Consider the following 10722-nt stretch of genomic DNA (forward strand, 5'->3'; position numbering starts at 1 on the left):
AGGCCGATCCCGGTTCTCCCCAGGACAAATGTCCCGTCTTCCCGTGGCGTACGGCCGATCAGAGCGCGGACAGGAGCTTGTGGACGTGGGAGAGCGGATCGGCGCCCGCAGCACCCGCGAAACCAACCGGGCGGACGGCGACCGTGGTGACGCCCGCCTCCCACAATGCCCTGACCTGGGCGGACGCCTCCTCCGGGGAACCCGTCGCCATGACGACCTCCTCCGGCGGCACCTGCAGGAACCCCGCCTGCTCCTCCGCCGCCGGCCGCATGGCCTCGCGCGCGTCGTCGCCGATGTAGAGGTGGACGAAGGCCACCACCTCGTGGTCGCCGCTCGCGCCGATCCGCTCGATCATCGACCGCAACCGCTCGGGGCCGAGCCCTTCGGGGAGGATCGTGCCCTGGGCGACCCGTCCCGACAGGGCCAGCGAGCGCGGGCTCACCACTCCGGCGAGGACGGGCGGCGGCTCGGCGGGCGGGTGGACCAGGCGGACGCCGTCCAGGCTCACCTCGCGTCCGTGCAGGGTGACGGTCTCACCGCCCAGCAGCGCTCGTACGGACGTGATCGTCTCCTCGAGCAGCGACAGCGGCGAGGAGGCGGCGGCGCCCACCTGGCGCATCCACGCCTGCACGCCGTGCCCGATGCCGGCGGCGAGCCGCCCGGGGTGGAGGCGGGCCAGGTTGGCCAGTTCCATCGCCAGCAGCATCGGGTTGCGCAGGGGCGCGGGGGTGATGCCGATGCCCACACGCAGGCGCGAGGTCGCGGTCAGCGCCGTGGCGGCCGAGGAGATCGCGCCCGTCCAGCCGAGATCCTCCACCACCCACAGATCGGAGACCGGCGTGCCGTCGAGTTCCCCGGCGAACGCCGGAAGCGACTCCGGCGGCAGGTCGCGGTCGAAGACGACTCCAAGCCTCACGGGCGGTCCTCCAGAACGAGCGAGATCGGCTCCACGGCCTTCCGAGTATCCAGGACGGAGGGGGACAGCGCATACGGGGACCCGGGTGCGGGCCGGCACCGGTCGCGAGGGAAGCGGGCGGTGAAGGAGCGAGGCGTGCGCAGGAGGAGGGCCGGGCCGCGTGGGCCCGGCCCGGATCATGGTGGCACCGGCCGTGAGGCCGTCACTGGCTCTCGCCCTCGGCGGGGCGGTTGGCCTTCTTCGCCTGCTTCGCGGAGCGGGCTTCCTTGATGGCCGTCCTCTTCGCCTTGCCGGTGGACTTCGAAGGCTTCTTCTTCTGAGCGTCGTCAGCCATGATTCCCCCGAATGTGCGTGGATGCGCCTTATGTGCACATCTGATGGGGTTGATACCCAAGAGAGCTATGAGACATCCGGCCCGGTACGGCTCGCGCCCCGAAGGCGTGAGCCGTACCGGAACGCCCGGTCAGACCATCTGGTGCTGCTCGGAGCTGAGCGGGGCGGCGATGTCCTCCAGCGAGCGCCGGGCCGCCTCCACGCCCATGAACCACTGCACGAGCCCGGCCGCCATCATCAGGACGGCGCCGATGACGTAGCCGACGACGACGTTGCCGACGACCCCGCTCTCCACCAGACGGCCGAACAGCACGGGCCCGATGATGCCGCCGAGCCCGGTGCCGACCGCGTAGAACAGCGCGATCGCCAGGGCCCTGGTCTCCATCGGGAAGATCTCCGAGACCGTCAGGTAGGCGCTGCTGGCCCCCGCCGAGGCGAAGAAGAACACCACCATCCAGCAGGCCGTGAGGGTCACCGGGCTCAGCACGTGCGCGTTGAACAGCGCGGCGGTGCCCAGCAGGAGCAGGCCGGACAACACGTAGCTGCCCGCGATCATCGTGCGGCGGCCGATCGTGTCGAAGAACCGGCCGAGCAGGACCGGGCCGAGGAAGTTCCCGATCGCGATCGGAACGAGGTACCACGGCGTGCCGGAGTCCGGCACCTTGAAGAACTTCGACAGCACCAGCGCGTACGTGAAGAAGATCGAGTTGTAGAGGAACGCCTGGCCGATGAACAGCGACAGGCCGACAACCGTGCGCTTGGGATAACGGCGCAGCAGCGTGGCCGCCACCTCGGTCAGCGGGGTGTGCGCCCGCTGGTTGATGCGGATCTCCCCGTGAGCCGGTTCGAGCGTCTTGCCGCTCTCCTCGCGGACCTTCGTCTCGATGTCCCGCACGATCTCCTCGGCCTCGCGTTCGCGGCCGTGGATGAACAGCCAGCGTGGGCTCTCGGGCACGGTCCTGCGGACCAGCAGGATCCCGACGCCGAGGACGGCGCCCAGGCCGAACAGCAGGCGCCAGCCGAGACCGACCGGCAGCAGGCTCGTGTCCAGCGCCGGGATCGCGATGAGCGCGCCGAGCGCGGTGCCCAGCCAGAAGGAGCCGTTCACCACCAGATCGACCGTGCCGCGCACGCGGGCCGGGATGAGCTCGTCGATCGCCGAGTTGATCGCGGCGTACTCGCCTCCGATGCCGGCGCCGGTGAAGAACCGGCACAGGTAGAAATACCAGGCGTCGTGCGAGAAGGCCGTGGCCACGGTGGCGGCCAGGTAGAGGGCGAGCGTCACCAGGAAGAGCTTCTTGCGCCCGAACCGGTCCGTCAGGTGGCCGAAGAAGAGAGCGCCGAGGCAGGCTCCCGCGACGTACACGCCGGCGGCGATCCCGACCTCGCTGTCGGTGAGTCCCAGCCCGCTGCCCGGATCCGTGATCCGAGGACCGATCACTCCGACAATGGTCACTTCGAGCCCGTCGAGGATCCAGACGGTGCCGAGACCGATGAGCACGAGCCAGTGCCAGCGGGCCCAGGGGAGCCGATCCAGCCGCGCGGGAATGTCAGTGCTTATTTGCGCCATATCGTCCCCTTCTTCGGAAGATATGGCGCCCGTCTACCCCGTATCCGGCCGGAAATTCGTTCTGCCGGCCGCGGTCTCGGTGGTGGCCGGTGCGGACCGGCGTTCAGGCCGTCCTCGTGCCCTCGCTCTCCGCGTCCCTTGGCTGCGGTACGGCGGCGTCGTGCCCGAGCTCGAACCACACACAGACCCCGGTGCGGCTGGCCGACACGCCCCACCGCCGGGTGAACAGGTCCACAAGGTGCACGCCACGGCCCGGCGTCAGCTCCGGAGACGTCCAGCACCCACAGCCCTGGGTCGACAACGTGACACGCGCCGCGGCGGGGGTGGCCAGGACCGCCACGCCGTACCCGGGAGGACGCCCGCAGGAGACGGCGTGCCGCAGGGACTCGGCGACCAGCTCGCCGATCAGTTGCACGGCGTCGTCACGGCAGGGATGACCGTCGCCGAGGCGGCCCGCCACGAACCGTCGGGCGGCCCGCACCTGGGACGGCTCTCCCGAGAAGGGGCGTGAGATCGCGATTCTCCCCGAGAGGTTGAGAATTGTCATCCCGTGATAACTCCCTGTGCACCCGTCTGCCGATGGCGATTCGAGGTCGTGCAAGACTTCGTTCATCCTGCACTTTGCAAAACGACTACGCAATACGGCGAATGAACGATTGCATGGTTTCCTTTTGCGGCGAAAGGGAGAGTTCGGTTCATGAGGGGAGTAGGCGGTCCTACGGTACGGCTCCGCCGGCTTTCCAGTGAGCTGACACGTCTGCGGCGTGAATCCGGGTTCATCCGCGAGGAGGTCGCGCGGCGGCTCGGCGTGGCGGCCTCCACCGTGTACCGGATCGAGACGGGCCACACCCGCCCGCAGCCCCGCACCATCCGCGACCTGCTCGATCTCTACGGCGTCGAGGGCTCGGAGCGGGAGGCGCTGATCGCGCTGGCCAGGGACGCGGCCCGGCGGGGATGGTGGCGCGCCTACGACGACGTCCTGCCCGGACCGTACGTCGGGCTGGAGGCGGAGGCGTCCTCGGTGCGCAACTACGAGCCGCTGCTGGTGCCCGGGCTGCTGCAGACCGAGGACTACGCCCGCGCGGTCATCGGCGCCGCCCTGGTCAAGGACCCGGCGGAGATCGAGCGGCGGGCGGCCGCCCGCATGGCGCGTCAGCGGCGCCTGACCGGGCCCGCCCCACTGGAGCTGTGGGCCGTCGTCGACGAGGCGGCGCTGCGGCGGCCGGTGGGCGGTCCGCCCGTGATGGCCGAGCAACTGCGCAGGCTGCGCGAGACGGCCCTGCAGCCGAACGTCACCGTGCAGGTGCTGCCCTTCGACGCCGGCGCCTACCTCGGCATGGGCAACGCGTTGGCGATCCTGGCCTTCACCGATCCCGGCGACGCCGACGTCGTGCTGCTGGAGAACCTGAGCGGTGAGCTCTACCTGGAGGATCCGGCGGAGATCCGCCGATATGCCCAGGTCTTCGATCATCTTCGTGCCGCCGCGCTCGGCCCGGAGAAGTCCATGGAAACCATCATTTCGGTCGAGAAGGAGTTGGCAGGGCGATGAGGGGACTCGTACCGGCGGACGATCTGGCCTGCGCGGTCTGGCGCAAGGCGGCGCGCTCGAACACCGTCGGCAACCAGTGCGTGGAGGTGGCGCGCCTGCGTGACGGCGTCGCCGTGCGCGACTCGAAGGACCCCCAGGGGCCGCGGCTGATGTTCACCCCCGGCGAGTGGGAGGCGTTCATCGACGGGGTCAAGGGCGGGGAGTTCGACCTGTCCTGACAGCTCCCGTCCCCGTACGGCTCGCCCCGTCACGCGCTTCGCCGGCGCGGGGCGGGCCGTACGGCATTCAGGGGTGATGAGGGCGGTGCGGTGCGGCCGGTCCGGCATGGCGGGCCCTCCACCGGGCAGGAGACCTGCATGCGAAAGGAAGACGACCGCTACATCGATACCGAGGACGAGCCGGACATCGCCGGCGAGTGGACCCCGTCCGCCACGGATCCGCCCAACGCGGAGCCCGACGACAAGAACCCTGACGAACGCTGGGACAAGCCGACAGAGGTGTGAGGGAGGACCGAACATGACCATGGGAGTCGACCCGCGGGACCTGGGCGACGAGGATCTGATCCGCGAGTTGCGCCACCTGCACGAAACCCGGTCGGACACGCTCTTCCACGGGTCGGACGACGCGCTGGAGCGCCACACCTCGCGGACGCAGGAGCTGGAACGCGAGTACCTCGAACGCTACCCGGACCGGCAGGTCGATCCGGAGCGGCTGCGTGAGGGGGCGAGACAGCGCAGTGCCTGACAGAAAGAGCCTGGAAGACGCCCAGGAGATGACGGCGGCGGAGATGACGGTCTACGAGGCCGTCGCCGCCCTGAACGTGGAGGAACGGCACGCGACCGTCGCCGAGGTCGCCCGGATGACCGGGCTCGGCGACGACGACGTACGGCGGTGCCTCGACAGGCTGACCGCAGGCGGCAGGCTGGTGCCCAAGGGCGACGCCTACCTCCTCGGCGACCACGACTGGGGGCTCGACTACTGAAACCCGACCGGGAGCTGTGCACGCCGAGAGTGCTTTCACGAACGTGCTTCGGCCCATGCCGGGTTGTGGTCCATTTGGCCGACGTGTGCTCGTGAGTGCTTCGGCCAAGCGTCGGCCGTGCTCACACCGGCTTGCGTTCCACCTGGCCGACGTGCCCTCGTGAGTGCTTCGGTCGGCCCTGGTTCGCGTGAGCCGGCCAACCTTGGAGACGCGCTCAAGGGCGGGCGGGTGCTCCGGCCGGCCGTGATAGTGGCGGTCAGGTGAGCCGCGCGGGCGCGGCCATCGCGGGCGCGGTGGTACATGGCACGGTCTTACGCCGGCCTCCGCACCCGCCCGCCCCCGGCGCTCCGCGCCGACGGCGAGGCGGGCCGGAGGCGCTGACGAGGCCCGGCCGTGGTGCCAGATCACGTGGACCCGGCCGGACCACGGCGGTGCGGGCGGGGAACGGTGGTGCGCCACACCGTCCGCCTCGCCCGGATCGCCGGGCCGGCCGGGAGTCTGCGATCGCCCGCGCTGAAGGCGGGCAGCCCGATGCTCGGGTCAGGAGCAGGCGGAGGCGAGCTGCTGGGTCGCCTGGATGGCCTTCTGGCCGGACTCGGCGAGCTTGGTCGCGGCGGCCGGGTCCGACAGGTCGATCTTGAAGGACCCCCACGAGTCGGCCAGGCCGGTGAGCGTCACCTGCAGGTCACCGTCGGCCTTGCCGGACAGGTCCTTGAGCCGCGCGGCCAGGTCGCTGGTCGCGGCGTTGATGCCCTTGAAGTCACCGGCCGCGGCGCCGGCCTTGCTGCTGTAGTCGGTGAACGCCTTGGTCGCCTCCTCGCAGACGGCCGTCTGGCTCCCGCTGCAGGCGGCGGTGAGAGTGAGAAGGGCGGACGCCGCGACGACGGCGAGGCTGTTCCTGAGGATGTTCATGGTGCCTTCCTGAGTGATCTTCAACGCGTCAGACACTAGGAATCGCCTCTTTCACGGCGCTTTCAGCCCGCTTACAGCCCTGTGGCGGAAGATCCTTGGCCCGATCGCTCCGCGTCGTATGCTTGCCGCCATGACGCGACGGCTTGCGGAGGTTGCGAAGAAGGTCGGGGTCAGCGAGGCCACGGTGAGTCGCGTCCTCAACGGCAAGGCCGGGGTCTCCGAGGCCACCCGGGAGGCCGTGCTGACGGCCCTCGACGTGCTCGGATACGAGCGGCCCACGCAGCTTCGCGGTGAGCGCGCCCGTCTGGTCGGGCTCGTCCTGCCCGAGCTGCAGAACCCCATCTTCCCGGCGTTCGCCGAGGTGGTCGGCGGAGCGCTGGCCCAGCAGGGGTTCACCCCCGTGCTGTGCACGCGCACGGTCGGCGGGATCTCCGAGGCCGACTACGTGGACCTGCTGTTGCAGCAGCAGGTGTCCGGCGTGGTGTTCGCCGGGGGGCTCTACACGCAGACCGGCGTCGTCCACGAGCACTACCTGCGGCTGGTCGAGCGGCGGCTGCCCACCGTGCTGGTCAACGCCGCCGCCGACCACTGGGACTTCCCCCGCGTCTCCTGCGACGACACGATCGCGGTGGAGCAGGCGCTGGGCCACCTCAGGGCGCTCGGCCACCAGCGGATCGGCCTCGTCGCCGGCCCCGCCGACCACATGCCGTCCGTACGGAAGCTGGAGGCCTTCCGCGCCGCGGGCGGCGAGCTGGTCGAGCACACCATGCACTCGCTGGAGGGCGGCCACGCGGCGGCGCTGAAGCTCGTACGGCAGGACGTCACCGGGATCATCTGCGGCAGCGACCCGCTGGCCCTCGGGGCCATCCGCGCGGCGCGGCGGGCCGGCAAGCGGGTGCCCCAGGACGTGTCCGTTGTGGGATACGACGACTCCGCGCTCATGACCTGCGTGGACCCGCCCCTGACGACGGTGCGTCAGCCGATCGAGGCGATGGGCCGGGCCGCGGTGGAGCTGCTGGTGAGCCAGATCGAGGGCGCCGCCGTCGCGACGGGCGAGCTGTTGTTCGAGCCGGAGCTGGTGGTCCGCTCCTCCACGGGTCGCGTCGGCGTCGCCATCGCCTGAGCGGGGTCTCCTGGTCCGGTCCGCCGCCCCGTGATCGTGCCGTACGGCCTGGTGGGGTCATGCTGTGTGGGGGAGCCCGGAGGAGGAGGCGTCCACTCCTCCTCCGGGCGTCCCGTTCCGGGTTACGAGGCGTACGCCTCGAACTCGGAGATCTGCGCGGCCGGCCAGCCGGTGTTGCCGGTGACGTTCAGCCGCAGGTAACGCCGGGCCCCGGCGGGCACGGCGACGGTGACGGCGTTGCCGGTCGCCGGGTCGAACCTGTAGCCCGCGGGCCCGGCGATCGTGGTGTAGTTCGTGCCGTCCGTGCTGCCGAGGACCGACAGCGTCTGGGTGCGGGCGCCCCAGGCGGCGCTCGGCGGCAGCCTGAGCACCACCCTGCCGACCGTGACGGACGCCCCGAGGTCCACGGTGATCGACTGGGGGAAGGCGTTGTTCGCCGACTCCCAGTAGGTGCCCGTGTTCCCGTCGGTCGCGTTACCCGCGACGTACACGTCGGCGTGGCTGCTCGCGCTGACCTGTTTGCCCCGGGCGAGGTTCCCCGTGGGCGGCGGACTCGGCGACGGGCTGGGGGAGGCACTGGGTGAGGGGCTGGGGGTGGTGCCGGTGCCGTACACCTCGATGGCCGACAGTTGCCCGGCGGGCCAGCCGGTGTTGCCGGTGACCGTCACCCGCACGTGCCGGACGTTCGCGCTGGTGAAGGAGATGCTCGCCGTGTTGCCGGTGGCGGGGTCGAAGGTGCGGCCCGCAGAGGGGGACAACGTGGTGTAGTTCGTGCCGTCCGTGCTGCCGAGGACCGAGAGGGTCTGGGTGCGGGTGGCCCAGGCCGCGCTGGGCGGCAGCGTGAGCACCACCCGCTGGACCGGGGTCACGGCGCACAGGTCCACGGTGATCGATTGCGGGAAGGCGTTGTTCGCCGACTCCCAGTAGGTGTCGGCGTCGCCGTCGACCGCGTTGGCCGCGACGTACGACTGGGTGCTGCTCGTCGCCGTGACCGGCTTGCCCCGGGCGAGGTCCCCGCTGCCGGGGGCGCACGCCGTCGGGCTGGGCGACGGCGAGGGGCTCGGGCTCGGGTCGCCGCCGTCGTAGATGTAGTTGGGGGCGGGCCACTGGCCGGTGCAGACCGTGGAGTCCGGGCTCCAGCCGGAGTTGCCCGTGCCGTACGCGGGGGCGAAACCGGTGCCGACGCAGTTGTGGATCGCGACGCCCGCGCCGATGTGGGCCGCCCGCACGTTGGTGAAGGTCGCCTTCGCCGCCGCCTGCGCCTGGATCATGTACGTCCCGGTGCCGTCGACGTTCACGTTCGAGAAGTTGACGGTCTGGGTGCTGCCCTCGATGAACTGGACGGCCTCGTAGGAGCTGTCGACGATGTCGGTGTCGGTCACGTTGATCGTCGCGTTGACCGGCTCGTTGAGGCCGTCGAACCAGATCGCGCCGACGCCGAAGTTCCAGTTGTAGTCGCTGTTGCCGGCCCGGATGAGCGTGTTGCGGGCGACGGCGATCGTGCCGGCGACGGCCGTGCCCTGGCCGGAGTTCACGCCGGGATAGCGGTTGGCGACGTGGATGCCGCCGCCGTTGGTCACCGTGTCGCTCACCACGTTGTCGGTGATCTTCATGTCCCGGCCGCCGTACGTCACGATGTTGTTGGCCAGGACCGGCGCGACCACGGTGTTGAAGGTGAAGGCGTTGTTCGCGTTGGCCACCCGGTCGGGCCACATCGCCAGGCCGTCGTCGCCGGTGTTGCGGACGAAGGTGTTGGTCACCGTGGAGTTCGTGACGCCGGTGTGGAAGTTCACCCCGTCGGCCGTCTGGTCGAGGATGCGGCTGTTCTTCATCGTGAAGTCGTCCATCGGGCCGTCCATCCAGGCTCCGACCTTGGTGTGCTGCAACCACACGTTGTCGACGACCGAGTTGGTCATCGCGCCCCCGAGGGCGTTGACCTGGTCGTCGTCCACCCGCTCGGTGATCTCACCGATGATCGCGAAGTCCTTCAGAGTGACGTTGCGACTCGGCCCGCCCGCCTCGTGCGGCCGGATCCCGCCGGTGTAGCCGCCGCCGCTGACGTACTTGCCGTAGACGCCGACGGCGCGGTTGCGCTGGGTGGGATGGCGGCCGGTGAGCACGCTGTACCAGGGCCCGGCGCCGCGCAGCGTGACCCCGTCCACCACCACGTGATCCCACAGGGTGTACGTGCCGGCCGGGATGTAGACCTCCTTGCCCTGGGCCTTTCCGGCGTCGACGGCGGCCTGGAAGGCGGCGGTGGAGTCGCTCGTGCCGTTGCGGTCGGCGCCGAAGTCGACGACCGACAGCGATCCGGCGGGCCGGGGGATCTGGTCCGGCACGAGCTCGAAGTCGGCGAGGTCCACGACGACCCACGGCGCGACCGCGGTGGAGGCCATCTGGATCCGCACCTTGGTCCCCGCCGCCAGGGTAGATCCGAACATCGTGCGGGTCTCGTCGTAGAAGTGGTGCGGCTTGTCGCCCGGCGTGTTGCCGAACGGGTAGCCGCCGTAGAACCAGCCGTACCGGGAGGTGAACTGCAGGTCCTTGAGCTTGGTCCCGTCGATCCGCAGATCGACCGGTGCCGTGATGCCCGTGCCGGCCGCGTTGTCCGGCACGCTGTAGCGCACGGTCATCGCGTTGGCGGCGTTGGGCAGGGTGAACTCGACGTACTCTCCCGGCGCGTCGAGCCGCACGGCCCGGCGGCCCGACGCCTCGGACGGCAGATGCGTGTAGACCCGGTCCGGGCCGATCCGCTCGCCGTTGGTCACGGCGCTCTCGGCTTCGATCTCCGTGAACGGCACGGTCGCGCCCCTTCCGGCTATCGAGAAGGGTGACGGCGACGTCGCGGCCGACGACATACCGGGGAACGCCACCACGCTCCCCACGGCGATCAGCGCCCCCGCCACCGCGACGGCGGCTCCGGATCTTCTCATGGGAATCCTTTCTGCATGCGAGATCCGGGAGATGCGGCGTGGACGCTGAAACCGCCACACCTCCGAAGAAGGTGAGTGGCCACACGATAAGTTGACAAACATCCTTCTGCAATATTGCGACGAGAAGTCGCAAGATACGGGGGATGGGGGACGCGAGGTGCTTGGACGCTCGGCGCGGGGCATCTGTGGCGGGGACGTGCGCGACGTGCTTGGGGGCTGGGCGCGGGCATCTGGCGCGCTCACCGGCGGGCGGGCACGCGCGAGGTGCTCATGAGCAGGGACGCGATGTGCTTTTGGGCGAGGGATGCATGACGCGCTCAAGGGCGGGCGGGTGCTCCGGCCGGCCGTGATAGTGGCGGTCAGGTGAGCCGCGCGGGCGCGGCCATCGCGGGCGCGGTGGTACA

The 10722-nt window shown here is 70.5% G+C and carries 12 protein-coding genes; 6 read left to right on the forward strand and 6 right to left on the reverse strand.

Going from position 1 to position 10722, the window contains the following annotated elements; all coding sequences use genetic code 11:
* Positions 1-58 precede the first annotated feature (58 nt).
* From AB0O28_RS36355 to AB0O28_RS36370, 4 genes are all read right to left on the reverse strand, one after another.
* Positions 59-916: an LLM class flavin-dependent oxidoreductase gene (locus AB0O28_RS36355; protein WP_363647130.1), complete on the reverse strand. Its 858-nt coding sequence runs from the start codon at positions 914-916 to the stop codon at positions 59-61.
* 202 nt (positions 917-1118) lie between these two features.
* A complete protein-coding gene (locus AB0O28_RS36360; RefSeq protein ID WP_363647131.1) occupies positions 1119-1250 on the reverse strand; it encodes a hypothetical protein in 132 nt (43 codons plus the stop codon).
* A gap of 129 nt (positions 1251-1379) precedes the next feature.
* Entirely contained in the window at positions 1380-2819 is a 1440-nt protein-coding gene (locus AB0O28_RS36365) for an MFS transporter (RefSeq protein WP_363647132.1), read from the reverse strand.
* A gap of 103 nt (positions 2820-2922) precedes the next feature.
* On the reverse strand, positions 2923-3366 hold the full coding sequence (locus tag AB0O28_RS36370; protein ID WP_363647133.1) for an ATP-binding protein: 444 nt from the start codon (positions 3364-3366) through the stop codon (positions 2923-2925).
* 150 nt (positions 3367-3516) lie between these two features.
* Here AB0O28_RS36370 and AB0O28_RS36375 point away from each other — a divergent pair, with 150 nt between their 5' ends.
* The 5 genes from AB0O28_RS36375 to AB0O28_RS36395 all read left to right on the forward strand — a co-directional run bounded on the left by AB0O28_RS36375 (position 3517) and on the right by AB0O28_RS36395 (position 5350).
* Positions 3517-4368: a helix-turn-helix transcriptional regulator gene (locus tag AB0O28_RS36375; protein ID WP_363647134.1), complete on the forward strand. Its 852-nt coding sequence runs from the start codon at positions 3517-3519 to the stop codon at positions 4366-4368.
* Entirely contained in the window at positions 4365-4586 is a 222-nt protein-coding gene (locus tag AB0O28_RS36380; RefSeq protein WP_142563210.1) for a DUF397 domain-containing protein, read from the forward strand. Before AB0O28_RS36375 ends, AB0O28_RS36380 begins: the two co-directional genes overlap by 4 nt.
* A gap of 138 nt (positions 4587-4724) precedes the next feature.
* Positions 4725-4871, forward strand: a complete 147-nt coding sequence (locus AB0O28_RS36385) for a hypothetical protein (protein ID WP_357325544.1) — start codon at positions 4725-4727, stop codon at positions 4869-4871.
* Positions 4872-4884: 13 nt separating this feature from the next.
* Complete coding sequence (locus AB0O28_RS36390) at positions 4885-5112, forward strand: DUF6158 family protein (protein ID WP_142624767.1); 228 nt, start codon at positions 4885-4887, stop codon at positions 5110-5112.
* A complete protein-coding gene (locus AB0O28_RS36395) occupies positions 5105-5350 on the forward strand; it encodes a helix-turn-helix domain-containing protein (protein WP_363647135.1) in 246 nt (81 codons plus the stop codon). The genes AB0O28_RS36390 and AB0O28_RS36395 overlap by 8 nt, the downstream gene beginning before the upstream one ends.
* A 540-nt stretch (positions 5351-5890) precedes the next feature.
* Here AB0O28_RS36395 and AB0O28_RS36400 read toward each other — a convergent pair.
* On the reverse strand, positions 5891-6262 hold the full coding sequence (locus AB0O28_RS36400; RefSeq protein WP_363647136.1) for a hypothetical protein: 372 nt from the start codon (positions 6260-6262) through the stop codon (positions 5891-5893).
* A gap of 130 nt (positions 6263-6392) precedes the next feature.
* On the opposite strand from AB0O28_RS36400, the gene AB0O28_RS36405 reads away from it, so the two are divergent.
* On the forward strand, positions 6393-7385 hold the full coding sequence (locus AB0O28_RS36405) for a LacI family DNA-binding transcriptional regulator (protein WP_363647137.1): 993 nt from the start codon (positions 6393-6395) through the stop codon (positions 7383-7385).
* A 122-nt stretch (positions 7386-7507) separates the two neighbouring features.
* Here the strand turns inward: AB0O28_RS36405 and AB0O28_RS36410 are convergent, their stop codons facing one another.
* The gene (locus AB0O28_RS36410; protein ID WP_363647138.1) at positions 7508-10318 is read right to left on the reverse strand and encodes a discoidin domain-containing protein; all 2811 of its coding nucleotides are present in this window, start codon (positions 10316-10318) and stop codon (positions 7508-7510) included.
* Positions 10319-10722 lie beyond the last annotated feature (404 nt).

It is taken from the genome of Microbispora sp. NPDC088329, from assembly GCF_040685655.1.
Lineage (GTDB): Bacteria > Actinomycetota > Actinomycetes > Streptosporangiales > Streptosporangiaceae > Microbispora.

Excerpts from the sequence above, each read along its gene's own strand:
- AB0O28_RS36360 (WP_363647131.1), bottom strand. The coding sequence starts at position 1,250 with ATGGCTGACGACGCTCAGAAGAAGAAGCCTTCGAAGTCCACCGGCAAG.
- AB0O28_RS36365 (WP_363647132.1), bottom strand. The coding sequence starts at position 2,819 with ATGGCGCAAATAAGCACTGACATTCCCGCGCGGCTGGATCGGCTCCCC.
- AB0O28_RS36370 (WP_363647133.1), bottom strand. The coding sequence starts at position 3,366 with ATGACAATTCTCAACCTCTCGGGGAGAATCGCGATCTCACGCCCCTTC.
- AB0O28_RS36375 (WP_363647134.1), top strand. The coding sequence starts at position 3,517 with ATGAGGGGAGTAGGCGGTCCTACGGTACGGCTCCGCCGGCTTTCCAGT.
- AB0O28_RS36380 (WP_142563210.1), top strand. The coding sequence starts at position 4,365 with ATGAGGGGACTCGTACCGGCGGACGATCTGGCCTGCGCGGTCTGGCGC.
- AB0O28_RS36385 (WP_357325544.1), top strand. The coding sequence starts at position 4,725 with ATGCGAAAGGAAGACGACCGCTACATCGATACCGAGGACGAGCCGGAC.
- AB0O28_RS36390 (WP_142624767.1), top strand. The coding sequence starts at position 4,885 with ATGACCATGGGAGTCGACCCGCGGGACCTGGGCGACGAGGATCTGATC.
- AB0O28_RS36400 (WP_363647136.1), bottom strand. The coding sequence starts at position 6,262 with ATGAACATCCTCAGGAACAGCCTCGCCGTCGTCGCGGCGTCCGCCCTT.
- AB0O28_RS36405 (WP_363647137.1), top strand. The coding sequence starts at position 6,393 with ATGACGCGACGGCTTGCGGAGGTTGCGAAGAAGGTCGGGGTCAGCGAG.
- AB0O28_RS36410 (WP_363647138.1), bottom strand. The coding sequence starts at position 10,318 with ATGAGAAGATCCGGAGCCGCCGTCGCGGTGGCGGGGGCGCTGATCGCC.